The 26,273-nt window shown below is 69.8% G+C and carries 19 protein-coding genes; 9 read left to right on the top strand and 10 right to left on the bottom strand.

Annotated elements, in window-relative coordinates; genetic code table 11:
* Positions 1-84 precede the first annotated feature (84 nt).
* Entirely contained in the window at positions 85-732 is a 648-nt protein-coding gene (locus tag MXD61_RS24955) for a nucleoside deaminase (protein ID WP_248815856.1), read from the top strand.
* 42 nt (positions 733-774) lie between these two features.
* On the opposite strand, the gene MXD61_RS24950 is transcribed toward MXD61_RS24955, so the two are convergent.
* Both MXD61_RS24950 and MXD61_RS24945 read right to left on the bottom strand, forming a co-directional pair.
* Positions 775-1,485, bottom strand: coding sequence for a glutamine amidotransferase (locus MXD61_RS24950; RefSeq protein WP_248815855.1), 711 nt, complete (start codon positions 1,483-1,485; stop codon positions 775-777).
* A 16-nt stretch (positions 1,486-1,501) separates the two neighbouring features.
* Positions 1,502-2,812, bottom strand: coding sequence for an HNH endonuclease signature motif containing protein (locus MXD61_RS24945; protein WP_248815854.1), 1,311 nt, complete (start codon positions 2,810-2,812; stop codon positions 1,502-1,504).
* 873 nt (positions 2,813-3,685) lie between these two features.
* On the opposite strand from MXD61_RS24945, the gene MXD61_RS24940 reads away from it, so the two are divergent.
* The gene (locus MXD61_RS24940; RefSeq protein WP_248815853.1) at positions 3,686-5,266 is read left to right on the top strand and encodes a bifunctional 3-(3-hydroxy-phenyl)propionate/3-hydroxycinnamic acid hydroxylase; all 1,581 of its coding nucleotides are present in this window, start codon (positions 3,686-3,688) and stop codon (positions 5,264-5,266) included.
* Here the strand turns inward: MXD61_RS24940 and MXD61_RS24935 are convergent.
* A complete protein-coding gene (locus tag MXD61_RS24935; protein ID WP_248815852.1) occupies positions 5,188-6,003 on the bottom strand; it encodes a TetR/AcrR family transcriptional regulator in 816 nt (271 codons plus the stop codon). The genes MXD61_RS24940 and MXD61_RS24935 overlap by 79 nt on opposite strands.
* Before the next feature lie 218 nt (positions 6,004-6,221).
* Between MXD61_RS24935 and MXD61_RS24930 the strand changes: the two genes are divergently transcribed.
* Positions 6,222-7,352, top strand: a complete 1,131-nt coding sequence (locus MXD61_RS24930; RefSeq protein ID WP_248815851.1) for an NDMA-dependent alcohol dehydrogenase — start codon at positions 6,222-6,224, stop codon at positions 7,350-7,352.
* An 86-nt stretch (positions 7,353-7,438) separates the two neighbouring features.
* Here the strand turns inward: MXD61_RS24930 and MXD61_RS24925 are convergent, their stop codons facing one another.
* The 4 genes from MXD61_RS24925 to MXD61_RS24910 form a co-directional block, all read right to left on the bottom strand.
* Positions 7,439-8,176 carry an ATP-binding cassette domain-containing protein gene (locus MXD61_RS24925; protein WP_248815850.1) on the bottom strand — a complete coding sequence of 246 codons (738 nt, stop codon included), beginning with the start codon at positions 8,174-8,176 and terminating at the stop codon, positions 7,439-7,441.
* On the bottom strand, positions 8,173-11,373 hold the full coding sequence (locus tag MXD61_RS24920; RefSeq protein WP_248815849.1) for a branched-chain amino acid ABC transporter permease/ATP-binding protein: 3,201 nt from the start codon (positions 11,371-11,373) through the stop codon (positions 8,173-8,175). Before MXD61_RS24920 ends, MXD61_RS24925 begins: the two co-directional genes overlap by 4 nt.
* Before the next feature lie 1,010 nt (positions 11,374-12,383).
* On the bottom strand, positions 12,384-13,610 hold the full coding sequence (locus tag MXD61_RS24915) for an ABC transporter substrate-binding protein (protein ID WP_248815848.1): 1,227 nt from the start codon (positions 13,608-13,610) through the stop codon (positions 12,384-12,386).
* Positions 13,611-14,179: 569 nt separating this feature from the next.
* Entirely contained in the window at positions 14,180-15,424 is a 1,245-nt protein-coding gene (locus MXD61_RS24910; protein ID WP_248815847.1) for an ABC transporter substrate-binding protein, read from the bottom strand.
* A gap of 575 nt (positions 15,425-15,999) precedes the next feature.
* Between MXD61_RS24910 and MXD61_RS24905 the strand changes: the two genes are divergently transcribed.
* Positions 16,000-16,641: a TetR/AcrR family transcriptional regulator gene (locus MXD61_RS24905; protein WP_248815846.1), complete on the top strand. Its 642-nt coding sequence runs from the start codon at positions 16,000-16,002 to the stop codon at positions 16,639-16,641.
* 56 nt (positions 16,642-16,697) lie between these two features.
* On the opposite strand, the gene MXD61_RS24900 is transcribed toward MXD61_RS24905, so the two are convergent.
* Positions 16,698-17,141 carry a thiol-disulfide oxidoreductase DCC family protein gene (locus MXD61_RS24900; RefSeq protein ID WP_248815845.1) on the bottom strand — a complete coding sequence of 148 codons (444 nt, stop codon included), beginning with the start codon at positions 17,139-17,141 and terminating at the stop codon, positions 16,698-16,700.
* Between the two features lie 87 nt (positions 17,142-17,228).
* Here MXD61_RS24900 and MXD61_RS24895 point away from each other — a divergent pair, with 87 nt between their 5' ends.
* Both MXD61_RS24895 and MXD61_RS24890 read left to right on the top strand, forming a co-directional pair.
* Positions 17,229-18,536 carry an MFS transporter gene (locus MXD61_RS24895; protein ID WP_248815844.1) on the top strand — a complete coding sequence of 436 codons (1,308 nt, stop codon included), beginning with the start codon at positions 17,229-17,231 and terminating at the stop codon, positions 18,534-18,536.
* A 107-nt stretch (positions 18,537-18,643) separates the two neighbouring features.
* On the top strand, positions 18,644-20,626 hold the full coding sequence (locus MXD61_RS24890; RefSeq protein ID WP_248815843.1) for an MFS transporter: 1,983 nt from the start codon (positions 18,644-18,646) through the stop codon (positions 20,624-20,626).
* 27 nt (positions 20,627-20,653) lie between these two features.
* Here the strand turns inward: MXD61_RS24890 and MXD61_RS24885 are convergent, their stop codons facing one another.
* Together MXD61_RS24885 and MXD61_RS24880 are read right to left on the bottom strand one after the other, a co-directional pair.
* A complete protein-coding gene (locus MXD61_RS24885) occupies positions 20,654-21,571 on the bottom strand; it encodes a zinc-binding dehydrogenase (RefSeq protein ID WP_248815842.1) in 918 nt (305 codons plus the stop codon).
* Between the two features lie 96 nt (positions 21,572-21,667).
* The gene (locus MXD61_RS24880) at positions 21,668-22,651 is read right to left on the bottom strand and encodes an NAD-dependent epimerase/dehydratase family protein (protein ID WP_248815841.1); all 984 of its coding nucleotides are present in this window, start codon (positions 22,649-22,651) and stop codon (positions 21,668-21,670) included.
* 316 nt (positions 22,652-22,967) lie between these two features.
* Here MXD61_RS24880 and MXD61_RS24875 point away from each other — a divergent pair, with 316 nt between their 5' ends.
* The 3 genes from MXD61_RS24875 to MXD61_RS24865 all read left to right on the top strand — a co-directional run.
* Positions 22,968-24,164, top strand: a complete 1,197-nt coding sequence (locus MXD61_RS24875; protein WP_248815840.1) for a HoxN/HupN/NixA family nickel/cobalt transporter — start codon at positions 22,968-22,970, stop codon at positions 24,162-24,164.
* 923 nt (positions 24,165-25,087) lie between these two features.
* Positions 25,088-25,291 carry a cold-shock protein gene (locus MXD61_RS24870; protein WP_175084660.1) on the top strand — a complete coding sequence of 68 codons (204 nt, stop codon included), beginning with the start codon at positions 25,088-25,090 and terminating at the stop codon, positions 25,289-25,291.
* Positions 25,292-25,403: 112 nt separating this feature from the next.
* Positions 25,404-26,273: transglutaminase family protein (locus MXD61_RS24865; RefSeq protein WP_248815839.1), on the top strand; the 870-nt coding region annotated here is incomplete at its 3' end.

The raw sequence follows: 26,273 nt of genomic DNA, 5'->3' as shown, positions 1-26,273 counted from the left end.
CAACCTCGTCCCGTCCCCGTCGAGGCCATCGAGCCATCAGGGCGCCACCCGGCTCCCACCAGACCGTCGAAGGGCTTCCCGCGTATGACGCACTCCCGTTCCGTCGAACCGCCGGCATCTGCCGGCGCGGGCCCGGTCGCCGCTCTCGACATCCCGTTGCCCAGCTGGGTCGACGACGAGGTCGATGCTGTCGGCGCCGCACTTCCCGACGTCGAGGACCGGATGCGCCTCGCCCTGCGACTTGCGGCCCGTAACCACGTCGAGGGACACGGCGGACCGTTCGCGGCGGTGGTCGCCAACCCGGCCACCGGACAGATCCACGCGGCCGGGGTGAACCTCGTCCTGGCCACCGGACTGTCGACCATGCACGCCGAGGTCACAGCGCTCTCCTTCGCGCAGGCCCGGCTCGGCTCATGGGATCTCAGTGCCACGGGCGACCCGGTCGAGATCGTGGTCAACTGGCGGCCCTGCGTCATGTGCTACGGCGCGGTCATGTGGTCCGGCGTCCAGATGCTCACCATCGCCGGTGAAGGCGAGGAGGTCGAGACGCTCACCGGCTTCGACGAGGGCCCGATGCGCGACGACTGGGCCCAGCAGTTCGAGCGCCGCGGCATCACCGTACGTACCGACATTCTGCGGGACGAGGCGCTGGCCGTCTTCGCCGAGTACGGCAGTCGCAAGGATGCCGTCGTCTACAACGCCCGCCGTGGCGCCACGGTGGCCGCACCCTGACCCAGGCGATTCGCGGCTGCTCACACCGCCGTCTCCCACATCTCAGCGGGATACCACGACCACCTGGTCGAGCCATGCGTGGAACACCCGCCGGGACCGGACCGCAAGGTCCGGACCATGCCGCTGCGCGGCGGCGCGAAGCGTGTGCGGATCCAGCCGGTGCGCGGCGAGCTCATGGGCGTGCCCGATCAACCATCGCTCGAGCTGGCTGTGGTCGGCCTCAAGATGGAACTGCAACCCCAGGACCGCGTTTCCCCATTCGAAGGCCTGGTACGGAAAACCGGGCGTCTGCGCAAGGTGCCTCGCGCCAGCGGGAATCGTGAACTGATCGCCGTGCCAGTGCAGAACCGGAACATCCCCGAGCGCGCCGAGCACGGACTCCTCCCCCGCCCGGGTCAGGGTCAGCGGCGCGTACCCGATCTCCACCTGACCGGTCGACGTGACCTGGGCTCCCAACGCCCGGGCGACAAGCTGTGCGCCCAGACATACCCCGAGGGTGGGGCGTTCCAGCGCCAGTCGCCCGCCGAGCGCCTGGATCTCATCGGCGAGAAACGGGTACCGCGCGACATCGCCCACGCCGATGGGCCCGCCAAGAACGACAAGCAGGTCGGCGTCGACGAGTTCTGGTTCTGCTATCGGATCGATACCGGCATCGACATACCGGGTCTGGTAGCCGTGCTGTGTGAGGAGCGGGCCGAGTATTCCGAGGTCCTCGAAGGGGACGTGGCGGACTGCGACCGCGGTTCGGGGCATCGGCTCGTTCTCCCGGTTAAAAATCGGCGTACGTCTCCGGATACACGTGATACACCTGCTCCTCGGGGGTCGTCCACACGAAATGCCCGGGCTCCGGCTGGCGGAGATCCCATCTCTTCCCCGCACCGGCAGGCATCCGATCCGCCTGATGCTTCAGACGGTGATGCGCCCGGCACTGCGGTCCCAGATTCCCCGGCTCGGTCCGGCCGCCCCGCGCCGACCCCCGCGTGTGATCAAGATCGCAGGACGTGGCGGGAAGGTCGCACGTCGGGAAGACACACGTCGTGTTCCGAGCCCGGACATACCGGGCCAGCGGAGCCGACGGAAACCGGCGATCACCCACATCCAGGACCTGCCCCCGCTTCGGGGCAGTCAGCACCCGCCGCCACGTGCACCCCACGTCGGCAGCCATCTCACGCACGATCTCCGCGGGAATCGGACCGTAACCCGGCACCTCGCCCGGATGCTGCGCCAGACCCATCAACGTCTCGAACGGAACGATCACCTGCATCTCGACGTTGACCCGGCCCCGGTCACGCCCCATCAGCAGGTCGAACAGCACATCCGCCCGACGCTGAGCGAGACTCCGCTTCTCCCGCCCTTCAGCATCCCCCCGACCGTCCCTCTGATCACCCCGCCGGCCATCCGCCTGGCCGTTCCCCTGCCCACCCGTCTGGGCGTTCCCCTGATCGTCGACTTGGTCGTCGGCCTGCTTCGCGAGCTCATCGATCCGTGTGAACGCCGCCAGCGCCTGCTCCGCCGGCAACAACGCCGACAGACGGCCCATCCCATCGGCCTCCGGATGCAACGCCACGCCCCGCTTCTTCTCCGCCTTACGCCGCCGCCGATCCGCCCCGTCCGGATCGACCTTCGCGACCCGCCGGCTCACCGCCGCACCGAACGCCCTGTGCGTACGACGGCCGCCCCCGTTGCCCAGGACCGGCCCGAGAACCTCCCTGGCGTGACCATCCGCCAGATTCACCGTAAACCGATCCAATGCCGCCACCCGACCCACATCCAACACACCCTGCGCCAAGGCCACCACCGCCTCCGGCAACCGGCGCACACACCGCTCCGCGAACGCCAGCTCCCGACACCCCTGCGTCGCCGCCACATTCGCCACCAACGACAGCTCATCACCCGCGAACGCCGCGAACATCCGCGGCGACCCATCCGCACCCTCCCCCGCGCCACCCACCGGCCCACCCCGCCCCCGCGACGCCGACGAACCCGCGGCCTCCACCGGCCGGCCCCGCGCGAACTGCGCCCGCACCAGCAACCGCACCGCCTCCCACCGCGCGATCACCCCCGCGATCTCACGATCCATCTCCAGACAACGACCAGGCCCCCACTCCCCGATACGGCTCCCATCGATCTCCGCCGACGCCAACAGATCAGCCGTACCATCCGACCCCTCACCCTCCACCCGCACCCGCGACGCCGCCACTTCCACGCACCTGAGAACACCAGCCACGACACACCTCCAGGCGACATTCACTGCCCGCCGGCAGAACACGTCCACCGACCGGCCAGGAAAAGAAACCGGCACGTCCACGACCATCATTTTATCGAATGCATGTTCTAATCGTACGACCGCTGGAGGCGCCCGACAAGACCGGTCAGGAAAATCTGCGAAACGGATGCGCCATCACCGCTTCGCACAACCACAGCACCAAGCCCACCACCCCGATCAGCCCCGCGAAGACCAGCCAGATCCTCGAGGAAACAGCCACGCCCGAAATCGACACTCGACAACACGACCATCAGCCATCAGCCATCAGCCACTGTCGGCACTCACCAGAATGCGATAGGCTGCCCGATGGACCGAGAGTGCACTCGAAGCGACCATCAGGCAGTACATCACCGCGCCCGGTCCGGCCAGTACACATTCGCGCATGCGCATAATGGCGAAGAACCCGGTCGAGGCAGGCCACACCAACGGTCACACGAACCAGGGCGCGACCAGTCCACACGGTTCGCGCCACAAAGCGCCACGCCAATGCGCGGACTCCAGGCGAAAGCGTCGACTCGACCGCCACAGCCCGCATGGTCGAGTTGGACCCCGAGCAGACAGCGACTTCGCCCAGCGGCCCGGCCGCCGAGCCGATGGACCGCCACCGCCGGCGACCGCGACCCCACATCCGAAAGGTTCGACAGCACCCCACGGAAGTTCTACTCTTCGTAGAAGACAGGAGGGTCGATGATCAAGGATGTCCTGGTTGTTGGCTTCGGTCCGGTGGGAGCGGTGCTGACGGCGTTTCTCGGGCAGCGGGGCGTGTCGGTGCTCGCGGTGGACAGGGCGGCTACCACCTACCCACGTCCCCGCGCCGCCGGCCTGGACGAGGAGGTGCTGCGTCTGCTCGTCCGGCTCCCCGGGATGGCCGAGATGCTCGCCGATACCCGCGCGTCGACCCGGGCGACCTTTCTCGGGCCGGACCGCCGCCTGCTGCTCGCCGCCGGGCAGGGGCAGGCCGAACTCGGCGTTCCGGTCGGTGTGTTCCTGCACCAGCCGTCCGTCGAGGCCGCGCTGCGGGCCGGGATCGCGACGCTGCCCTCGGCTGAGGTCCGGCTCGGCGTGGGCGTGCGCTCGATCGACGACGGGGCCGACGCGGTGACGGTCGGCCTGGAGGACGACACCGTCGTGCAGGCTCGCTGGGTGATCGGCTGCGACGGGGCGACAAGCACGGTACGGGCGCTGATCGGCGTGGACTTCGCGGGCAGGACCTTCGTCCAGCCGTGGCTCGTCGTGGACACGCGCTCGGCCGAGCCGCTGCCGGTACCCGACGACATCGCCTTCGTTCTCGATCCACGCAGGCCCGCGGTGACGATGCCGATGCCCGGTGGGCACCGCTGGGAGTGGATGATGCTCCCCGGCGACAATCCCGAGCGGATGGCCGAGCCGGAGACCGTCACGAGCTTGCTCACATCCTGGATCGACCCGGGCACGGTCGCGGTGGAACGGGCGGCGGTCTACACGTTCCACGCCCGCATGGCGACCCGCTGGCGGGTCGGCAGGGTTCTGCTCGCCGGCGATGCGGCGCACACGATGCCGCCGTTCGCCGGCCAGGGGCTCGCCTCGGGCATCCGGGACGCGGCCGCGCTGGCCTGGCGGCTGACCGAGGTCCTCGCGGGACTACGGGATCCGGATTCACTCGATGACTACGAACGGGAGCGCCGTCCCCAGGTAGCCGCGATCACCACCCGGGCCATCCGGGCCGGTCGGATCGTGCAGACGACGAGCCCGGTCCGCGCGGCCGCGCTGCGGGCCGCGTTGCGCGCAGCGGCCCACGCTCCGGGGCTCGGCCACGCGCTGCGCTCCGGCGCCGCACGACCACGGACCCGGCTCCCGAAGGCCGCGCGGCCGCGGCGGGCACACGGCGGGGGCCGCTGGGCCGGGCGGGTGCTGCCCAACCCGTGTATCCGGACCGAGGACGGCCGAGTCTGCCGGCTTGACGACTTGCTCGGGTCGTCCTGGGTGCTGCTCGGGCTCGGCGACGATGCTGGAGTCGCACTGACGCCGCAGGTCCGGGCCTGGGTTGACCGCCGCGGCGGTACGACCCTGACCATCGGCCACGCCGTGTCGGCGGACCAGGACGATCAGCGTGCGCGGTCCGGTCCGGTCATCGTGGATCTCGACGGCACGGTGCTGCGGATGCGCGGGCGTTCCAGACAGCCCCCGGTGGCCGTCGTCCGGCCGGACCGTTACCTGCTCGGTGTCTTTCCGTCGTCGCGCCTCGAGGACGTACTCACCTCGGCGTCAGACGTTGGCGTGACCGGCTGAAGCAGGGCGCGGATCAGATATGTCTCGGCGAACACACGCTTGTCGGGCAGGCTGCGGCTGCTCCACGGCGGGGCCATCATGGCGCCACCGGCGGCGATCAGCCACCGTACGGCCTCCCACAGGTCGAGGTCGGCGCTCAGCTGGCCGCTGTCCTGCCAGCGCAGCAGCAGCGGCTCGAGACGCTTGTAGACAGCCTCGACGATCGGCTCCGTGGCCAGTGGCAGGGAGTCGCCGCTGGCCCGACCACCGGCGGCGAACAGCGCCTCGGTCAGCGCATCCCCGTCGATGAGGCTGGTGCCCCGCACGAACACCTCGACCAGGGTGACGCGTGCGTCGTACGGATCCGGCAGGGATTGCAGCGCCACGTCCATGGCGGTGTCGACCCGATCGAGCAGGACGGCGAGAAGCAGCTCATCCCGGCTGCGGAAGTACCGGTAGACGGTGGAGCGGGAGACACCGGCCTCCGTGGCGACCTCCTCGATCCGCATCCGGCTGGAGCCACGCCGGATCACGCAGCGCCCGGCCGCGGCCACCAGACGTCGGCGGGCCTCGGCATCGTCAAGCAGCGCGCTCTCGCTGCCCCACCATCCCTGACCGCGCCGCGGGCTCTGCGCATGATGCCGCTCCTGCGCGGGATGCGGGCCCTGCGCGGGATGCGGGCCCTGGGGGTCCGGGTGGTCGTGGGCTCGCGAGGGCGGGTCGTCAGGCGGTTCCGCGTCCGCACCGGGTCGGGTCATGCTGACAGCATTGGCCGATGCCCCGGCTGCTCGACAGGGCGGGGGTCGGTAACCGCGAGCGGCCCGCGACACGGTGGGCCCACCGCCGCTTGGTGCGCAGATCGCTCCCGTCGGCATGACTGTCTCACGGCGAGACACTATGGCATGGTTGTCTCGCCCTACTCAAGGTCGATCGTCCGGATGCGATCGCCTGCCGGACGTGCGAAAGGCGGCACCCCATGGTCAGCACACGAGCAGCTCTGCTGTTCGGCCCCGGTCAGGATTTCAAGATCGAGACGGTCGAGATCGACAATCCCCGCGCGGGCGAGGTCCTGATCGACGTCAGAGCCTGCGGCCTGTGTCATTCGGACGAGCATGCGCGCTCGGGCGCGATGCCGATGCCGCATTTCCCAGTGATCTGCGGGCATGAGGGTGCCGGCGAAGTGCTCGAGGTCGGGCCGGATGTCACCTCCGTCAGCCCCGGTGACCATGTCGCCATGTCGTTCATCCCGTCCTGTGGGCGGTGTACGTACTGCCTCTCGGGTCGGGCGTTCCTGTGCAACGACGGCGCCAAGCTGTTCAACATCGGGATGATCACCGATGGGCGGATCGCGCACCGGTTGGGCGACGAGGCCGTGGCGCGCTACACCCAGATCGGCGCGTTCTCCGAACGTCAGCTACTCGCCGAATCGACCATCGTGAAGATCGACCCGGACGTGCCGTGGGCGGTCGCCGCGCTGGTCTCGTGTGGCGTCGCGACCGGATTCGGTTCCGCGGTCAACCGGGCGGAGGTCAAGCCCGGCGACGCGGTGGCCGTCCTTGGCATCGGCGGGATCGGAATCAGCGCCGTGCAGGGCGCGCGGATCGCCGGCGCACGGCTGATCTTCGCCGTCGACCCGGTGGAGTTCAAGCGCGAGCAGGCGCTGCGTTTCGGGGCCACGCACGCGTTCGCGTCCATCGAGGAAGCCGCCAACGCGATCCGCGAACTGACCGCGGGCGCCATGTGCCACTCGGTGATCTGCGCGTTCTCCGTGATGACCTCGGACCTGCTCCAGCCCGCGCTCAGCCTGACCGGCAAGGACGGCACCTGCGTGATCACGTCGGTGGCACCGTTCGGTCAGAAGGTGGCCGATCTCGACCTGTTCACGTTCGCGATGACGAACAAGCAGATCCGCGGCTGTCTGTACGGCTCGCAGAGCCCGCGCACGGCGATCCCTCGGCTGCTCGACCTCTACAAGGCCGGCACCCTGAAGATCGACGAACTGATCACCAGGACGTACACCCTCGATCAGGTCAACGACGGTTACGCGGACCTCGAGGCCGGTCGGATCCTGCGTGGGGCGATCACCTTCGAGGACGCACCTCGGTAGTTCCACGCGTCGGGCACCACGACGGACGCCCCGTCCACCAGCGGGTTCACGGCTGGCGGACGGGGCGTCCGTGGAAACTTCACCGGTCAGGCAGCGGCGGAGGCCGGCGCCTTCTCCTCGCGGCCAGCGCCGAAGTAGGCGGCCTCGACCCGCTCGGGTTCGGCGGCGAGTTCCGCCGCCGGCGCCTGCAGGACCAGCGCACCACGGCTGAGCACCGCCGCGTCATCGGCCATCCGCAGCGCGAGGTTGACGTGCTGCTCGACGAGCACGACCGCGCAGCCCTGATCGTCGGCGACCTGTCTCACCGTCCGGAACAGCGCCTGAACGATCAGGGGCGCGAGGCCCATGCTCAGCTCGTCGACGAGCAGCACCTTCGGCTGCTGGATCAGGGCCCGGGCAAGCACCAGCATCTGCTGCTCGCCACCGGAAAGCGCACCGGAGGGAACGGTCCAGCGCTTCTCCAGGTCCGGGAACAGTTCGAGCATCGCCCGTGGCTTCGGCCCCTGCCGGCGGGCCGCCGCGCGCAGGTTGTCCTCGACGCTGAGCTGCGTGAACAACGCCCGGTTGTCCGGAACAAGAACCACACCGGCCCGGTTGGCCGCCCCCGGCTTGCCGCTGGGCAGCCGGGTCCCACTCACCGAGATCTTGCCGCTGCGGGACGGGAGCAGGCCCGCGAGGGTGAGCAGCAGCGTGGTCTTGCCGGCCCCGTTCGGCCCGAGCAGGGCCAGCACCTTCCCCGGGGCGACGCTGAGGTCCAGGCCGCGGAAGACCTCGGACGAGCCCCGCCCGCCCGTCAGTGCTTCGCAGGTCAGAGCGGATGTCATGACGTCACCACCGTCGCGTCGGAGTCGACCGTACCGTCGGCGGCGTCCTCGCCACCAACGCTGCTGCTCGAGCCGGCCCCGTCCTCGTGGGACCTGCTGTTGGGTGCCTTGCCGTCGAGCGTGCTGGTAGCGGGAGCCGTCCCACCAGCGACGACGTCCTTGGCCACTGTGGTCTCGTCCTTGGCCACCGTGGTCTCACTGCCCGCGGCCCCCTCGGCCGCCGGCGCCACGGCATCCGCGGTAGCGACCGGAGCAGCGGTAGCCGGAGCAGCGGGGGCCGAAGAAGCGGTAGCCGGAGCAGCGGGGGCGGGCGTCTCGGTGCCTGTGCCCGCGGCGCCGCCACCCTCGGCGGGCTCGCTCTCGGTTCCCTCGCCATCGTGGACGTTGCCGAGGTAGGCGTCCGCGACCGCCCGGTTGGCCCGGATCTCGTCGGGACTACCGGACGCGATCACCTTGCCGAAGTCGAGCACGTAGATGTGGTCACAGACGTCCAGGACAAGGGCGACGTCGTGGTCGACCAGCAGGATGCCGACACCGCTGCGGCTGATCGAGCGGATCTTCTCACCGAGCCAGGCGGACTCGGTGGTGTCCAGACCCGCGGCCGGCTCGTCAAGCAGCAGGACCCGCGGTCCGGTGGCGATGGCACGGGCGATCGAGACCAGCTGCCGTTCGCCCTGGCTGAGCTCGCCGGCCGCCCGGTCGGCCCGGTCTGCGATGCCGACCAGGTCGAGGGCCGCCGCCAGGGTGCGATGCCGATGGTCGGCCTGCACCCCGGCCAGCGCGGCGCTGACGTTCTCCGACACGGTCAGGTCGTCGTACAGCTCGATCGACTGGAAGGTACGGGCGAGGCCCCGCTTGACCCGGACGTGGGTCGCGAGGGTGTCCAGACGCTCCTCACCAAGGCGGACGGTGCCACTGGCCCGAGCGAATCCGGTGATCGCGTCGATGGCGCTGGTCTTGCCGGCGCCGTTCGGCCCGATCAGTCCGACGATCTGCCCGGGAGCGATGCGCAGCGACACGTCCGACACGGCGACGACGCCGCCGTAGCGAACCGTCACGCCCTCGACATCGAGAGGCACCCGGTCGGCGCCGCTGAGCAGCGCGGCGTTCTGCTCGGCCGGCACCGGTGCCGGTGCGGCGGCGTCGGTCGAGGACGTCTGCGCCGTCGCGGTCCCCGCCGCGGCGGAGGCAGCGACGGTGGCGGGAACGGCACCGTCGGCGGTGCTTGCACTGGCGCCCTCGGTGGTCGCCGTGGCGGCCTTGCGTGCCCCGAACCGCTTACGGACCTGGGCGACCAGGTCGTGCCCACCGCTGGCGATACCTTCGGGCTGGGTCAGCAGCACGAGGATGACACCGAAGCCGGAGATCACCGAGAACCAGTCGCCGAAGTCGATCCACCGGTCCATGGCGATGTAGACGATGCCGGTGCCGGCCATGATGCCGGCGGTGATGCCGCCGTACACCGACGTGACGCCGGCGAGGTAGGCGGTGGAGAGCAGGGTCAGACCACCGATCGCGGTGAACGAGTCGAAGGTGACGACGCTGCTGCGGTAGGCCAGCAGCGCACCGCCGAGACCGGCGATGAACGAGGCCAGCGCGAAGGCGATCAGCTTGACCCGCACGACGTTGACGCCGATACCGGCGGCCGACCGCTCGTTGGCGCGCACGGCGAGCATCGCCGAGCCCAGCGAGCTCATCCGCAGCTTGGCGACGCCCCAGGCGACCGCGACCAGGACCAGCAGACACAGGATGCCGAACGGAAGACGTGGGAACGCCTCGCCGCTGCCGATACCGATGTTCCACCCGAACAGCGACGGGTCGGAGACCTTGGCACCGGAGCTACCGACAAGGTCGGAGTTTCGGAACCAGACCGCCTCGATCGCGTAGGCGAGGGCGAGCGTGACAATGCCCAACGTCAGTCCGCGTAGCCGCAGTGCGGGTAGACCGATGACGACGCCGAGGACGGTGGCCACCAGCGCGGCCAGCAGCGGGGCGAACGGGAACGGAATGTGCCAGCTGTGGGTGAGTCCGGACAGGCTGAACGCCGAGGCTCCGGCGAGCGCGAGCTGGGCGAGGGAGACCTGGCCGGCGAAGCCGGTGACGACCACCAGCGACAGACCGAGGATCGCGGCGATGAACGTACCGATCACCGCCGCCCGCCAGGTCCCGGAGGTGAGCAGCAGGGCGATCACGCCGATCGCGGCACCGGAGACCGTCGGCAGCGTCAGCGAACGGGGACGCGGTGCGCGGCCCAGCGGCTGGCGCACCAGGCCGCTACGAACCGGGATGCCCCGTCCGGTGACCAGCAGCGCGATCAGGATGACCAGCAGTGGCACCAGGGCAGAGGCACCCGAACCGGGCAGCCAGGAGTGGTCGGCGGAGAGGGTGAGTGCCTCCGACTGCACCATGCCGATGACCAGACCGGCGAGCACCGTGGACACGAGGCCCTGGAAGCCGCCGACGACCGCGGCGGCCAGCGCCGGCACCACGAACAGGGTGTAGGTCGAGGGCGACAGGGGGCTCAGCGGGGCGATCAGGATGCCGGCCGCACCCGCGACCGTCCCGGAGATCATCCAGTTGTACAGCGAGACCCGGTCGGGCGAGATGCCACTGACGTAGGCGCCGGTCTGGGACTCGGCGGCGGCCCGGGTGAACAGGCCGAAGCGGGTGAAGCGGAACAGCGCCGCCAGCACGATGGTCAGCACGACGACCGTGACCGCCAGGTAGAAGCGGTCGGCGAGCACCGTCAGCGAGCCGCTCTGCCAGCGGTCGGTCGGGAAGATCGCCTCGACGCTCACCGGCGAGGTTCCGACCCGGATGGCCATCACCGACTGGATGACGACCAGGACGCCAAGCGAGGCCACTGCTCGAGCGAGCGGCGGTGATTCCCGCAACGGTCGGAACACGACCAGATACAGCACCGCGCCCAACAGCGATCCGATCACCAACGCGAGCAGCAGTGCCGGGACGAAGCCCAGTTCGGTGCCGAGATCCACCGAGGTCGGCAGGCCAGGGATCAGGACCAGCAGTTCTCCGTTACGCAGGAACGCGTAGGAGTAGGCGACGTACATCGCGACCGCGCCGGTCGCGAAGTTGATGACTCCGGAACTTCGGTAGGTCAGTACGAGCGCGAGCGCGAGGGCGGCGTACACGCCCCCGTTTCCAAGCCCGAGCAGCAACGAGCCGACATGGTGCATCACGTACTCCCGAATGGTGTGCTGGTCGGATCGGTCCTTGGTCGGGCTGCGCCTGGTACACGCTGTCCCGTTCCGGCGGGTCTCGCCGGTCCATTTCCGGCGATCGACGCAGCGGCCGCCGCCTGAATGCAGGCCGAGTGGCGAATCTCGACTGGCAGATCGTCAACTGTGAGCAGTCGGTGGTCAGGGGGTATCCCGGGCCGAACCAGCCCCGGGATGGTCCTACTCAGCAGTGAACCACTCACGCGAGTCTCGAGCTGTGGTCGACGATCCGGAAAGCGGCCGACCGGTCAGGACGACGGTCGAAACCGGGAAGTTCGGGAAGTACGGCGAGTGAGGATTGCCGCACACAGAGCATTGAACCTGTGACTCAGGTACCGATACCGGTGTCACCGCTGACAGCACACCCGCGGGTAAAGCAGATAATGCCCCCACGACCACGCCTGCGCGCGGTTCCAACCGCCCAGGTCGCGCCGACCTCGAGGCACCACAGCAACTGAGCGTGCTGACCTGCTTCCCAACTGTGCGCATATGATCCCTAGTCTGCTTGTCCGTCACTCCGCACTGCCCTACGGGACTTCCCTACGCGGTACATCCGAGCCGCGCCGAACATCGCGGCAGCGACCGCGCGCCCGGTTGGACCGGATGACACCCCGTCTGGGCAGTGAATAGTGACACGGCATACATCCGGGGGCAACTTCTACCAACGAGCCGGCTCGGACTCGCTGCGCCCGGTACTGTATTGCGCCGCCCCGGAGACCGGGTTCCGCTGCGGGAGTAACGGAACCCGGCCTCGCCGCACTGGCGAGTGCGGTGAGCAGCGGCATCGCTACCCGGCCGAGCTCCGCTCCACCGAATCCGCGTGGAGCGGAGCCCATCGAGTTCCCCGGGCCGGGCCGGTCGACCAGAACCGGACCGATCCGACGTCTCGCTCGCCGCCCGAGCCGCACGTGCTGTGTGCGCTGCCGGTGCAACCGTGTGCCATCCGTGCCGCGCGTCGCGGGATTCGGTCAGGACGGGATCGGGGAGTAGCCGACGACCTGGTAGGAGGCCGGGTTGCCCTTGCCGTCGAGCTGCGCGGTCAGACCACCACGGACGCAGACCGCCGGCGTGGCCGGGTACGCCTTGCCGTTGCAACGGAACCTCAGCCCACCCGCGCCGGGAATCTCCTTCTCCGGCATCGACTTGAACGCCGCGGTCACCGTGGCCGGCGTGATGTCACCCCTGATGTCGGCGAGTGCGGTCTGGAACGCGCTGAACTGCGCGAACATGTTCAGCCCAGACGAGTCATCCGTCTTGATATCGCTACCGTAGGCATCCACGACGGCCTCGTAGAGGCGGGTCGACGGGTTGTCATTGTTCACCGGCGAGACGGCGACCACGGTGACCCGCCTGAGGACATCCGCCGGAACCGCCTTGCGGGTCGCGTCCGAGATGCACTGCGAGACCGCGAAGATCGGACCGGTGAAACCGGCCGTGCGCAGCGCGTTGAACGCGCTGATGCAGAACGCGTCGTTCCCGACGACCTCCACCACACCCGGCGCGGAACCCGACAGGCCCTGCAGCTGCGGGGTCATGTCCGCGGTGCCCAACGGAATCGGGATGAGCTTCAAGGTCATCCCGGCCTTGCGCAGTACCTCGGCGCTTTCGCCCTGGAACGAGGTCAGCGCCGGTGGAACATCGATGATGATCCCGGTCAGGGTCCTGGTCCCGGCCTTCTGGGCCAACGGAAGGATTCCACTGCTGATGAAACCGACCGGGTCGCCCAGGGAGAAGGTCGACTGGGAGTCCTTGAGCTGCTCCGTATCGGTCGTCGAGAAGTACAGCACGGGGATCTTCGCCGCGTGCAGCGATGCCCACACCGCGTTGGAGACCGACGAGGCACCGACCAGCACGGCCACGACCTTCTGCTCGATCGCCTGGTTCGCGCAGTCGGTGCCCTTGCTGGCCTCGTTCGCCGTCACACATGTCCACAGCTGGATCGGCCGGCCGCCGATACCGGACTTGTGCGCGTTGAAGTACCTGACCGACGCGCTGGCCACCCGCAGTTCGACCGACGTGTCGCTGGCGGCGCCCTTGCCGTCCGAGATCACGCCGATCTTCACCGGGGCCCCCGAGGCCTTCGCCACCGGCCCCAGCAGGGAGGCACTCCTCGAGGCGCTCGCCGAGGTCGAGGCGTCGGCGCCACCACCATCGCTGCCGCTGCTCCCGCAACCGGCCGCCACCGCTAACAGCACGCCAACAGATAACGCCGCCACGACCGCGCTCTGACGGGGCCCTGAGCCCCCGGGGTGGACCCGCCGTGGGGCGTTACCACGACCGAACGTACCGAGCCGACTTCCGAATGTCCGCATCTGATCCCCAGTCCGCTTGTCCGTCGCTTCACAGTCGCCGGCGCACGAAGGCACACATAGGCACCAGGGGGGTCCGGACTCCAGACGGACCGAGCACGCCCCACCAGCCCGGATGGCACCCGCCGGGGAGGTCAAGTGTGACATGCCATACATTCGGAGGCAAATTTCACCCAGACGATAAACGCGATCACCAGAAATCGATAATGACGTTTGCACGCTTATGGGGTTTTATGTCCGGATTGAAGATGCCAGGGGTCGCGCGGTCACATTGCGTGATCGCGTGACCCCTGGCATCGGGTGTCGCGTGCGCTGGCACAGCCGACCAAGCCAGCAGCCGCGTTCAGGTAGGGCGACGGTCCCGGCCCGGACTCAGCTCAGTGCCCAGGGCCGGCCGTCGCCGCAGCGCCACTCGCGGGCCACCACACACAGGATGCCGCCCGGCAGGTACCCGCTCAGGAGGGGATCGGGGTGTAGCCGACGACCCGGTAGGAGGCCGGGTTGCCCTTGCCGTCGAGCTGCGCGGTCAGGCTGCCACGGACGCAGAGCGCGGGCGTGGCAGGGTATGCCTTGCCGTTGCAGCGCAGTTTCAGACCGCCGGCACCGGGAATCTCCTTCTCCGGCATCGACTTGAACGTCGAGATCACGGTGGCCGGTGTGATGTCACCCTTGATGTCGGCCAGCGCGACCTGGAAGGCGCTCAGTTCCGAGAACATGTTCAGTCCGGATGAATCGTCGGCCTTGATGTTCTTGCCGTAGGCATCCACGACGGCCTGGTAAAGCCGCGTCGACGGGTTGTCGTTGTTCACCGGTGCGGCCGCCCCGACGGTGATCCGCTCCAGCACATCGGAGGGAACCGCCTTGCGGGTCGCATCCGAGATGCACTGCGGGATCGCGAAGAACGGGCCCGTGAAACCGGCCGTGCGCAGCGCGTTGAACGCACTGATGCAGAACGAGTCGTTTCCGACGACCTCCACCACACCCGGCGCGGAACCCGACAGACTCTGCAGCTGCGGGGTCATGTCCGCGGTGCCCAGCGGAATCGGAATGAGCTTGAGCTTGATGCCGGCCTTCTTCAACGCCTCGGCGTTCGCGCCCTCGAACTGGGCCAGCGCCGGCGGAACGTCGATGACGACAGCGGTCAGGTTCCTGGTGTTCGCCTTCGCGGCCAAGGGCAGGATGGCGTCCGCGACCAGGGTGTTCGGGTCACCCAGAGTGAAGGTCGACTGGGCGTCCTTCAGCTGCTCCGGGTCGTTCGTCGAGTAGAACAGCACCGGGATCTTCGCCGCGTGCAGCGGCGTCCACACCGCCTGGGCCACCGCGGAGGCACCCACGACCACGGCCGCGACCTTCTGCTCGATCGCCTGGTTCGCGCAGTCGGTGCCCTTGCTGGCCTCGTTCGCGGTCGAGCACGTGACCAGCTCGATCGGCCGGCCACCAATGCCGGCCTTGTGCGCGTTGAAGTACTTGACCGTCGCTTCCGCGACCCGCAGCTCGACCGATGTGTCGCTGGACGCGGCCTTGCCGTCCGAGATCAGGCCGATCTTCACCGGCGCGCCCGAGGCCGGCGCCGCCGGACCGAGCAGGGCCGCACTGGACGAGGCGTCGGCCGCGCTCGCGCCGCCGCTCCCGCCGTCGCTACCACTGCTGCCGCAGCCGGCCGCGACGGCCAGCAGCACGCCCGCGGACACCGCCGCCACAGCCGCACCGGCGCGAGGACCCGACCGAGCGGGCCGAGCCTGCCCCGAAGCGCCGCGACGACCAAGCGTGCCCAACCGATTCCAAGCTGTCCGCATATGATTCCTAATCTCTGAGTCCGTCGCTCCGTGCCGTCGATAACCTGCTACGGGAGTCGAACCAAGCCCACACGACCGCCCGCACATGACAGTCCGCACACGGAGCACCACACGCAGCAATGCGCACACCATCGGATCATGCGTGTCCCGGCCCACCCGGCTCCCACCTTGGTCAGGCAGTCGAATGCTGGCACGACACAAAGCGGCAAGCAACTTCTACCAACCTGATATAGCCCGTTTCCCAACTGCGATTAATCTGATCTACAGGATGGCTCGGGCAGCCGCGGCGGTGCCCGGTCGGGGCGACCAGGTCCGACCGCCACGCAAGGGCTGTGGCCGACTCGCTGCACCCGCCGGAACCGACCTTGGTCAGGGCTGACAGCCGCACGTCATCCGATCGCCGGTACTGTCGACGGATGTCCTGGGCAGAACGCGCTGCGGATCGGTCGCCGAGGGTGCAGCGGTCACGGTCACGGAGCTTGGAGCAGATCAAGGCGATCGTCGCCGCCGCGCGTACTCTGACCGAGCATGGCGATGGCTCCTTCACGATGCAGGAACTCGTGAAGGAGTCCGGCATCGGGATGCAGACCTTCTACCGCTACTTCGAGAGCAAGGACCATGTCCTGCTCGCCGTCTACGAGCAGCTGGTGGTCGAGCAGGCGACCTGGCACGAGCGTGCCACCGCCGAGATCAGCGACCCGGTCGACCGGCTGCACCATCACATCGTCGCCACGCTGGCCCTACTCGACTCACCCGGCGCGGCGACGGCCGGTGGGCGGTTCCTCAGCGGCGAACGCTGGCGGCTCCATCAGCACTATCCCACCGAGTCGGTGCAGGCCCGGTGGGCGTTCGCCGACCTGGTCTCCCGCGAGATCAAGGCCGCGGAGGCCACGGGCCAGCTCCCGGTCGGCAGCGCGCAGCGCAGCGCAGATCTCATCACCAGGCTGGTCGAATCGGTCTACCACCACTGCTCCTACGCCCCCCGGGCCGAATCCGGCCGGCAGATCGGTGAGCAGGTCTGGGCCTTCTGCCTGAGCGCCCTGCACGGCGCTGCCCCCGCGCGGCCCGCCGACGCCCAGGGCGGCGAAACCCCCGCGGGTGACCCGCGTGGTGGCGAGTAGCCGGCTCCCTCGGCCGTCCGGCTGGCCGGCTGGCCATGGCGCCGACGGCTGGCCGCTCACCTGCCTGGCGCACCACCGGGTTGGACGGCGCACGCGGCCGTCGCGCCGGGTAGACGATGGCGATTGCCCGCCACCACCGGGTACACCCCGGCAGCCACCCAGGAGACCGGCGGAACCGCGAGAACACGTCCGGCGATCCGCCACGCCGCTCCCCGCGCCCCCACCCGGCCGGACCGACCGAGCACGAGGGCGATGGCCGCCGCACCGGATGCTCGCTGCCCGTGTGCTCCTATCCACCAGACGGCGCGGCCGGCCTGCCCGGCGCTGACACCCAACGTCGCCAGTGGCATGCGTTGCCAGGGCTCGATGTCGACGGTGGGGCGCACCGCCGATCGGATGAACTGGGCCGAGCGGGTGCAGAACCCACAGTCCCCGTCGTAGAGGAACAGTGGCCGTTGCCGGCCAGCCGGCCAGCCCTCGCCGTCCGATCGAGTCGTCATCGCCACGCTCCCCTGGCCACCACCTCATCACCGTAGCTTCGGCCAGGACCACTTTCGAGCAAAATCGCACGCTGGAGAGGAGCGCGGGTGCCCGGACAGTCTCTGGGACGGCGGTTTCGGTGGTTGTGGGCGTCCTACGCGGTCAGTGCCTACGGGACGGCCCTGGGTTTCGGTGCCTTCGCGCTGATCGCCGTGGTGGTGCTGCACGCGGGCGCGGCGCAGGTATCGGCGTTGGCCGCGGTCGGGCCGGCGGTGGGAGCACTGCTCGCGGTGCCGCTCGGCCCGTGGGTGGAGGCCCGTCGCAGCGCGGCGGTGATGATCGGGATGGACCTGGTCCGGTTCGCGGCGATGATCTCGGTTCCGCTGGCCTACGCGCTCGGCTGGCTCGGCTTCGCGCAACTGCTGATCGTCTCGATCGTGGCCGCCGCGGCGAAGATCGCGTTCAACGCGGCCAGCGGTGCCCGCCTCAAGGAGCTGGTTCGGTCCGCCGACCTGGTAGTGGCGAACGCGCGGTTCGAATCGACGAACTGGAGCTCGCTCGCGCTCGGGCCGCCGCTTGGCGGGGCGGCGATCGGCCTGTTCGGTCCGGTCACCACCGTGCTGGCCGACGCCGTCAGCTACCTGCTCTCCGCCGGCGGCGTCGCCGCGAGCCGCGACCGGGCGGCCGAACGCGACCCGTCCGCGGCCCGGGACCGCACCGACCACGCGACCGGGAACAGCCCGCGGGCCGGCAGCACTGCCGGCCCGGATCACCGTGACATGCCCGCGACCGGCCGCCACCCCCGGCGGGCGGACCCGCCGGGCGGGGTGTTCGAGGGCTGGCGGCACCTGTGGGCGCACCCCGAACTGCGGGCGCTGTTCGTCAACCAGATGCTGGTCAACGGGCTGATCATGGCGACCGAGCCGCTGCTGGCGGTGCTGCTGCTCGGTGAGTTCGGCATGCCGGCGTGGCAGTACGGGCTCGCGTTCGCCGCACCCTGCCTCGGCGGGCTGATCGGCTCGCGGCTGGCCCGGCGGGTCGTGGCCCGCCGCGGTCAGCGCTGGGTGTTCCGGGTCATCGGTACGACCCGCGCACTCTGGCTGGTCGGGCTGGCCTTCGTCCAGCCCGGCATCGGCGGGCTGATCACCGTGATGGTCGTCGAACTCGCGATCATCATCAGCATGAGTCTGTACTCCCCGGTACTCGCCGCCTACCGGCTCGAGCGGACACCACGCGACCGGGTCGCCCGCACGCTGACCGCCTGGTCGATCAGCACCAGCGCCGCCATCGCCACACTCACCGCCCTGGGCGGGCTGCTCGCCGACGCGACCAGCCCGCGCACCGCGATCGCCGTGGCCGGACTGCTCATCCTCGCCACTCCCCTGCTGCTTGTCGGCGGGACATCGACCGCCTAGCATTTCGCGCCGTGGTAGATCCGGTGTTTTCTTTCGCCGCCACCGACAGTTCGATGCCGCCCCGCGGCGCTTTTCTTCCCTCGTCCCATGATTGTGCGGGGAAAGCGGTGGAGCTGACGGCGCGCAGCACCGGGGACAGCCCGTCGGCGGCGACCCACGGCGGCGGACGGCCAGGGTGGCGCCAACTGGAGCACTATCCGAACGCCCGGTATCGCCGTCGCTGCCTGACTATCGCGGTCATTAGTACCATCTATCTTTACTATGCGCTCTACACCCAGGGCACGGTCGCGACCCAGATCATCCGGAACTACGACTTCTCGTTCACGACCTTCGTGGTGATGGCCATCGTCGCGAATGTCGCCGGCGCGTTCGCCGCCCTGTTCGCCGGGCTCGTCGACCGGTTCGGCCGGGCGAACCTGGTCGTCGGTGGGCTGCTGACCGTCGCCCTGCTGGTGTTGTTCGGGCTGCCGAACGCCCCGAGCCGGCTCTGGTTCGCCGTGCTCGCGTCCGCGCTCGCCTTCGTCGAGGGCATGGCGCTGGTCGCCACGCCGGCCCTGGTCCGTGACTTCTCCCCGCAGCTCGGCCGGGGGCTCGCCATGGGCTTCTGGACGTTGGGGCCGGTGCTGGGCAGCCTGACCTGCACCGTGATCGCCAGTAACACCCTCGATCAGCACCCGAACTGGCGCTTCCAGTTCCACGTCTGCGGGGTTGTCGGGGTGGTCGTCCTCGGCGCCGCCGCGTGCGGTCTGCGCGAGCTCACGCCAGGCCTTCGCGATCAGCTGATGGTGAGCCCGCGGGACCAGAGCCTCGTCGAGGCCCGGGCGAGCGGGCTCGATCCGGCCGTGACCGCCCAGGGGTCGTGGCGGCGGGTGGCCCGTCCACACGTGCTCGTGTCGGCGCTCGCGATCGCGGTCTTCCTTCTGCTCTATTACACCCTGGTCGGCTTCGTCGTCGTGTACTTCGCGACGACCTACGGCTATTCGGAATCGCGGGCCAACGCCCTGGCGAACTGGTTCTGGATCTCGAACGCGATCGCCCTGGTGGTGGGTGGTCTGTTGACGGACCGGCTACGGGTCCGCAAACCGTTCATGGTCGTCGGCACGGCGTTGAGTGTGGCGGGAAACATCCTGTTCGCGCTTTCGGCGACACGCGCCGACGCCAGCTATCACACGATAGCGGGCTACTTCGTCATCATGTCCGTCGGCGGCGGCCTGACCTATGTCGCCTGGATGGCGGCGTTCACCGAGACGGTCGAGAGAATCAGCCCGGCCGCCACCGCGCGAGGGCTCGCGCTCTGGGGATGGATCCTGCGCCTGGTCGTGGCGCTGGGCCTGGTCGGCCTCCTCGCGACGCTGCCCTCGACGTCCACACTGGTCGACCATGGGCAGCGGGTGCGGGCGATCGCCGCCGCTCATCCCCGCCAGGTCGCCGTTCTCTCGGCGCTCGACGCACGGACGTCGGCCGTCCTCGCCCGCGACCCGAACGACATCGGCGCGCTGGCGAACGCGCTACGCGAGGTGGCAGCCCAGCAGGGGGCGAGCCCCGCGCGAGCCGCGGCCGCCGCCACGGCGGTCCGGACACGTGCTCGACAGATCACCGCGGCCCGGGCGATCAGGCCCGCCACCCTGCGCACACTCGAGACCGACCCGGCCGATCTGGCCGCGGTGGGCGCCGCCCTCGGCGACCTCGTCCGGGTGCTCCACGTGGATCAGGCCGCCGCGATCAGCCTGCTCACCAGCCTGAACGACCCGGCGGTACGCGCCGACCTGGTTCTCGTCCAGCGCTACGGGGACATCCTGGCCGCCGCGCGGGCCGCGATCGCCCCGGCGGACCTCGCCTACCTGAGCGCACACGGCACCAGCGTCGCCAGGGCCCAGCGGGACGGTCCGCGCCAGTGGCAGCGCTGGTGGTGGATCTGCATCGGCGGCCAGCTGGTGTTCCTGCCGTCCGTCGCCCTGTTGAGTGGCCGGTGGAGCCCCCGCCGGGCCCGCGCGGACGAGCGTGCGCACGCCGAACGGGTCGCCCGGGAGCTCGCCGCCCTGCGCACCGCGAGCGACCCGACTCCCGTTCCAGCCCCCTTCCAGGGCTGACGCGTTCCAGGCCAGGTTCGGCTGGACTCAGCCCGGGATCTCGAGGACGGCCTTACCGGCGACCCGGCGGGACAGCAACGCCTCGACGGCCTCCGGCGCCCGCTGCCAGGAACCTCGCCAGCCGATCTGCGGGTCCAGCTCACCACGTTCGAGCAGCCGGATGAGATAGGCGAGATCGTCGCCGACGCCACCCCCCATGATGAACGGTTCGATGCGCTTACCGGCGGAGCCGAGGCGTTCCTGCTCGAAGTCGATGGTGGTCGACTCCCCGGACGCCCTGCCGATGGCTATCGCGATCCCGGCCGGTTCGAGGCGGGCGAACGCGTCCGCGAGCTGCTGCCCGCCGACATTGTCCAGCACGCCGTACACCGTGCCAGCCAGACTCGTCGGGCCCACGATGATCTCGGTGGCACCGAGATCCGTCAGGCCCTCGCCGCGGGCGGGGCTGCCGACCGAGGCGACGACGTCCGCGCCGGCCCGGGCGGCCAACTGCACGGCGAAACGCCCCACCCCACCGGAGGCACCGAGGATCAGCACCCGCCGGCCAAGCACCGCGCCGAGGCGACGGACCGCCCGCAGCGCGCTCACCCCGGCGACGGGAGTCGCGGCGGCCACCGCGAGGTCAAGCCCGGCCGGCAGCACGGCCAGTTCCGCGGTCGCCACCGCCCGCAGACTCGCCCAGGCCCCACGCCAGCCGAAGGTCGCCACCGGCGTGCCGACCGGCGGGCCGGAACCGTCCGCGGCCGCGGCGACGACGATCCCGGCCGCATCCCACCCGTGCACCTCACCGGGCTTCGCGTGCAGCCCACGATAGGCGACCTCGCCGTAGTTCAACGAGGCCGCCCGCACCTCGACCAGCGCCTCGTCGGGGCCGGGGACGGGGTCCGCCGTCTCCGCCAGACGCAGGCCAGCCGGCTGGTGCGGATCGTGGACAAGTGCCTGCACGGATTCTCCTCGGGTCGGAACGCCCCATCGGAACGCCCCATCGGGACGACCAAGGAGCGTTCTACCACCGCGATCCCACCGCTACGCCAGGATGCGCTAACGCGGTGCGGCCGCCGGTTCCTGGGCGAGGTGGAAGACGGCGGCGTCACGGATGGCATCCGGGGTCGGGGACGGATGCCAGCCGAGCTCACGGGTCGCCTTCGCATGGTCCAACGGCGGCATGAAGTACATCAGACGGGTGGTGACGCTGTTCATCGGAAGATCCTTGCGCAGCACCCGGGCGGCGACGTCCGAGACACGGCCGATCACCTTGAGCATCGGGAGTGGCACGCCGAACCGCGGTGGTTTCGCGCCGCCGGCCGTGGCCGCGGTGACCAGCACGTCCCGCCAGGACATGTACCGTTCACTGATGATGTAGCGCTCGCCGACGCGACCCTTCTCCGCGGCGAGCAGGAAGGCCCGGGCCGCGTCTCGGATGTCGACGACCTCCATCGACGCGCCCCCGAAATGAATCGGCATGCGCCCGCGCGCCGCATCGGCCACCATCTGGCCGTGCGCCGTGCCGTAGTCCTGCGGTCCGTAGGTCGTCGACACGCACATGACGAGGGCCGGCAGATCCCGCTCACGGCAGTAACGCAGGACGAGCTCCTCGGCGGCGATCCGTGACCGGATGTACGGGCCGCCCAGCTCCGCCCAGGTATGCGGATGATCCTCGTTCGCCGGACCACCCTGGGGGGCACGACCGATCGTGCCGACGGTGCTGCAGAAGACGAACCGCCGCACCTTCTCCTCGACGGCGGCGTCCAGGGCGTGTCGCAGGCCGTCGACGTTCGTGGCGAACAGCGGCGCCGGGTCCCGCAGCGACGCCCGGACGTCCACGATGCAGTAGTACACCGTGTCGACACCGCGCATCGCCTCGCGCAGCGCCGCGTCATCGGTGAGATCGCCGTGGTGACGCCGCACGGGCAGGTCGTCGAAGGCCTTCGACGAGCTGGACCGCCGGACCCACACCCGCACATCATCGCCACGCTCGGCTAACTGCCGGGTCACATGTGAGCCGAGAAACCCACTTGCTCCCATGACCAACTGAGCACCGCTCACGCGCCCGACCACCCTTTTCGATCTTGAAAAGATGCCGATATACCCGACACCCAGATCGTGACACAGCTGCGATCCGACCCGCACTGACCGGGCATCCGCGACGCGGACCCGACGGACCACCCACCCACCCACCCACACCGGACGCGGGACCTTCGGCTGCGGCAATGGTGACCGCGCCGAACAGGTCAAGCCATTTGCAACCCTGTCGCATCTGCAGGATAGTCGCGAAGGCCGCATCAGCCGGACATGACCGACTTCGGCGATCACTCGGCCCCGGCGAGCAAGGAGGCATCGCATGGCCCGCTCCGCGCCCGGCGCCGCCCGGCCGGCCTCGTTCCGACAAAGCCTCACCGCCGCCGACCGGCGTTCGCTGGCCGGCATGGGCACCTTCGTCGTCCTGCTGCACGCCGTGGGCTTTGTCGCCCTGTTCACCCTGGTCACCCCGCACAGCTACGCACTCGGCGGCGACCACCGGGTCTTCACCGCCGGCGTCGGCGTTCTCGCCTACACCTTCGGCCTGCGCCATGCCTTCGACGCCGACCACATCGCCGCCGTCGACAACACCACCCGCAAACTCCTCGCCGACAGCATCGCGGGCGAGGACGCCGGGCTCCCCCGGGCCCGCCGTCCGCTGTCGGTTGGTTTCTGGTTCTCCCTCGGACATTCCAGCGTTGTCTTCGCGCTCACCTTCCTGCTCTCGGTCGGCGTCCGCTCCCTGCTCGGACCGGTGACGGACGACTCCTCCCGACTGCACACCATCACCGGTGTCATCGGACCATCGGTGTCGGGCGTTTTCCTGTGGATTCTTGGCATCCTCAACCTGGCCGCGCTGCTCGGCATTCTGCGGGTGTTCCGCGACCTGCGCGCCGGGCACTACGACGAGGCGGAACTCGAACGGCAGCTGGACTCCCGCGGTCTGATGAACCGTTTCCTCGGCCGGCTGACCCGAACCGTCACCAGACCGTGGCACATCTACCCGATCGGTGTTCTGTTCGGTCTGGGTTTCGACACCGCCACCGAGGTCGGCCTGCTCGTCCTCGCCGGTGGCGCCGCCGCGTTCAGCCTGCCCTTCTACACGATCCTCGTGCTGCCGGTCCTGTTCGCCGCCGGCATGTGCCTGATGGACACCGTAGACGGCGTCCTCATGAACGCCGCCTACGGCTGGGCCTTCGCCCGCCCCGTCCGCAAGATCTTCTACAACCTGACGATCACCACGATCTCCGTCGTCGTCGCGCTCGTCATCGGCACCATCGAACTCGTCGGCGTTCTCGCGGACCGCCTCGACATCTCCACCGGCCCGCTGGCCTGGATCGCCGGTATCAATCTCGACTACGCCGGCTACACCATCGTCGGTGTCTTCATCGTCACCTGGGTCATCGCACTCGCCGTCTGGCGCTTCGCACACATCGAGGACCGCTGGACCCGCCACGGCCCATCGGACCGCGCCATCCCCGGCACCGCCGCCCCGACATCGGCGTCCCCCTCCGCCTGACGACCGCCCACACCCGCTCGGACCCCACCCGCTCTTCTTGTCACCCCTGTTGTCACTTACCCTTTTTTGCGATTTTCCGGCGACCGGGCAGAGTCGTCGCGGGGCGGATCAGCGACTCCTGCCGAGGGGTGTTCAGTGCCATGCCGAGGGTTGTTCAGGGAACAGGGCCCCCGCACTCCCAACAAGCCTCGGCATACGCGGGAGGCGGCTTTCTCGCGGCCACGGCCGTAGCCGGGTCGGGGATAGCCGCCCGGCCGAGAACGGACGTCCTCCGCTGGCGCGATCACGATGTACCGGACGTTCGGATGCCACCCGAGGAGACACGATCACATCGTGGCGAGATGCGGTGCGGGCCAGCCAGAACTAGGGGCGTGGGGGGCGGTGGGCCCGATGGGCCCCCGTACCTGGAATGAACGGGAGGCCCCTCCCGACCGGCCGTGGCCGACCGGGAGGACGCAGCGGCGGAGCAGATCCCGCCTGGCGCGAGCGGGCCGGACCGCTCCTGCGGGACGGCCCGGCGCCGGCGGACGGAGCTCGGTGGATGGCGGGCACGCTGTCGATCGCACCACCTCACACCTCCGCCCCCACCCCGCCCGCGCCCGCGACCCGCCTATCGCCCCATAACATGACAAACCATCCCCAGGCAGTCGCCGTCGGGGCATCCGCCGGCGGGGCGGGACCGCCCCGTGGCCGGTACGAACCTGCCGTTACCACCGGGGCGTCCGCCCGGCCACGGACAACCTGGACCGCGTGCGCCGGGACATTCGGCACCCGGGACGGGTAGGGTGGTGTCGTTGTCTGTTCTCCGCTGTATGAACGTCATGCATCGTCGAACGGAACGGCCGGATGAGGAATAATTCCGCAGCCGGTGCGAGACCGGGAGACGAGAGACGTCTACCGGGACAGCTGCAAGGAGATCGATCGTGGCGCAGGGTACCGTCAAGTGGTTCAACGCGGAGAAGGGCTTCGGGTTCATCTCTGTGGACGGCGGCGGTCCGGACGTGTTCGTCCACTTCTCCGCGATCATCGCGGATGGCTACAAGTCCCTTGACGAGGGCCAGAACGTGCAGTTCGAGATCGTGCAGGGCCAGAAGGGCCCGCAGGCCGACAACGTTCAGCTCGCCTGACGTCGCATCGGCTGCACAAACAGGGCAGCACGCGGTTCTGCCGCGTGCTGCCCTGTTTCATGTCCGGTCGGCCACGCTGGCGGACCGGTCCAATTCGGGGTGACGTCGCGTGATGACTGATCCACACACCGCGAGTGGGCGACCGTCCGACCCGTTCGACGGCAGGCCGACCGAGCGGGTGATCAGCTGTGACCTCACGTTCGAGGTCAGCGAGCCCGCGGAGATCGCCGTCCAGATCGCCGCCGCGGGCGGCCGAGTGATCCGGGACGAACACCTGATGATCACCGCGGGCCACGAGGTGCGGCCGGCTCCCACCGAGTGGGCCGCCCCGCACCGCGGTCGCGTCCATGTCCTGCGGGCGGAGCCCGGCCTGGTGTCGGTGTCCTACCGGGCCGAACTCGGCGCGGTGCTCGTCCCACCGGCACCACCCGTTCCACTCGCGTCGGCCGGGTCGGCCGGGTCGGCCGCGCTGCCGGGACTGGAACAGCTGACCTATCTGCGGGCGAGCCGCTACTGCCCGTCAGACCAACTGGTCGGATTCGCGGTCGCCGAGTTCGGGGAACTGCCGCCCGGACGACCCCGGGTCGAGGCGATCACCGACTGGATTCACCGCCGGGTGGGGTATGTGCCGGGCGCCAGCAACGTGCACAGTGGCGCCACCGAGGCGCTGCTCACCGGGCAGGGTGTGTGCCGCGACTTCGCGCATCTGGGCGCGGCCCTGTGCCGGGCCCTTCAGATCCCGGCTCGCTTCGTCGCCGTGTACGCACCCGGGCTGACCCCGATGGACTTCCACGCCGTCTTCGAGGCCTGGTTCGACGGCGCATGGTGGACATACGACGCGACCCGTCACGCTCCCCGCCACAGTCTGGTCCGCGGGGGGGCCGGGGGGGGGGGCCCCCCCCCCCCCCGCCGCCGGGCCGAGGGCCTCGGTCTCTCGGGCCAGCTCGACGAGCACGGAATCCGGCGCCGAGGACGACTGGAT

Origin of the sequence: Frankia sp. AgPm24 (genome assembly GCF_023243055.1) — a bacterium.
GTDB classification, from domain to species: domain Bacteria; phylum Actinomycetota; class Actinomycetes; order Frankiales; family Frankiaceae; genus Frankia; species Frankia umida.
This window is presented reverse-complemented; position numbering and strand designations above follow the sequence as displayed.